The organism is Streptococcus sp. GMD4S (genome assembly GCF_000296955.1).
Map to the genome: position 1 here is coordinate 1 of NZ_AJRE01000199.1, position 1,693 is coordinate 1,693.

General features: G+C 41.4%; 2 protein-coding genes and 1 pseudogene. All 3 read left to right on the forward strand.

Translation table 11 applies throughout. From position 1 onward, the window contains the following. Positions 1 to 431 (forward strand): ABC transporter ATP-binding protein (locus tag GMD4S_RS08595; RefSeq protein WP_000574907.1); only part of this gene is annotated, 431 nt, incomplete at its 5' end. 19 nt (positions 432 to 450) lie between these two features. After that, the gene (locus GMD4S_RS08600) at positions 451 to 1,461 is read left to right on the forward strand and encodes an ABC transporter substrate-binding protein (RefSeq protein ID WP_000753262.1); all 1,011 of its coding nucleotides are present in this window, start codon (positions 451 to 453) and stop codon (positions 1,459 to 1,461) included. Next, positions 1,442 to 1,693 (forward strand): annotated as a pseudogene (locus GMD4S_RS08605) (alpha/beta hydrolase); the annotation flags it as partial. The gene GMD4S_RS08600 and the pseudogene GMD4S_RS08605, both read left to right, overlap by 20 nt.

Consider the following 1,693-nt stretch of genomic DNA (forward strand, 5'->3'; position numbering starts at 1 on the left):
AGAAGGAAAAGGAAAGGGATTATGCCCTCGTTCAAGATGCTCTCGTCAAGGTGGATATGCTTGAGAAGAAAACTCGTCTCTATTCGTCCTTGTCAGGGGGCGAGAAACAGAGAGTCTTGTTGGCACGCGCCTTGGCGCAAGAACCGACTCTCTTGCTCCTGGATGAACCTACCAATCACCTGGATATCAAGTACCAGTTAGACTTGTTGGCAATTGTGAAGAATCTCAAGGTCAATGTTTTAGCTGTCCTACATGATATTCAACTTGCTTGTCGCTATTCGGATTATCTCTATCTGATGAAAGAGGGAGAAATCCTTTACCAAGGGACTCCAAAGGAGACCATCACCCCTGAGTCATTGCAAACTGTATACGGAGTTCAAAGTCAGGTGACTTGGACCGAGGATCAGCAAGCCATGATTCACTATTTATAAAAGTAAAAAGGAAAATAAGATGAAAAAAACACTAAGCATTTTACTCGTAACAGTAGCTACCTTAACCATGGCAGCTTGTGGCAACACTACTACAGAAAAAGCTACCACGCAGTCTAGCACAGAAACAAGTCAAAAGGCCAGCACAGAGACGACTTATCCGTTAACGGTTAAAACCTATGATGTTAAGGGAAATGAAGTCGAACAAGTCTTTGACAAGGCACCTGAAAAAGTTATCACCAACAATCTTTCAACAACTGAAATCTTATTGGAGTTAGGCTTGAAGGATAAAATTGCTGGCATGCTCAACCCTGACAATGCTGTAACAGACAAATACAAGGACGCGATTGCGACCATTCCTCAAATCGGTGATAAAAAAACAGTCTCTCAAGAGACAGTCCTTTCTTATGAGCCAGATGCGGTGATGGGTCGAAACATGATGTTTTCAGAAAAATCCTTGGGAACAGTTAGCACTTGGAATGAAAACAAAATCCCAGTCTATACGCAAAAAGCTTCTCTCTCAACGATTCAGCAAGATTTAGGAAATATCGTAGAAGATGTCAAAAATCTGGGAATGATTTTCAATGTTCAGGACAAGGCCAATGAATACGCAGCCCAATTACAAGCTAAAATTGACGCTGTTAAGAAAGCAAATCCAACAAGCCAAGGTGAAAAGAAAAAGGCTTTGATTATGGTTGCTTATAATGACGAAACCTTCGGTGCTTACAAGTCTGCTTTGCAAGAGAGCCTTCTAAATCAACTTGGTTATACCAACGTTGCAACGGGAACATCAGGTTTGACCTTGGAAAATCTCGTGTCAATGGATCCTGAGTTGATTATCTATGTAACCAGCGACCGCAATAAAAAATTGGATGCTAACGCAGTAGAGTTGATGAAGGCAAATGAAGTTTTGGAAAATGTTCCTGCTATTAAGAATCAAAAAATCATGACCATTTCTTACGATGAGTTAATGGACTATGGTCCAGCAGTGATTGATTCCCTTGAGAAAATCAATGACTTTATCAATAAATAATGAGTTTGATTGGGAAGGGATTCAAGTTAAGATCAGCCTTCCTTCGACTTATGATCCCAACCAAACCTATCCAGCTGTTCTCTTGAATGATGGAAACTTGGATTTCCTATCTTCCCTTTCAGAATCTGTGATTTTAGTGGGCTTGACCTCTAAAAATCGCCTAGATGACTACACACCCTGGAAGGCCTCTGCTCTGAGAGAGGGGGCTCCGGATTTTGGCGGTCAGGCAAAT

Excerpts from the sequence above, each read along its gene's own strand:
- GMD4S_RS08600 (WP_000753262.1), top strand. The coding sequence starts at position 451 with ATGAAAAAAACACTAAGCATTTTACTCGTAACAGTAGCTACCTTAACC.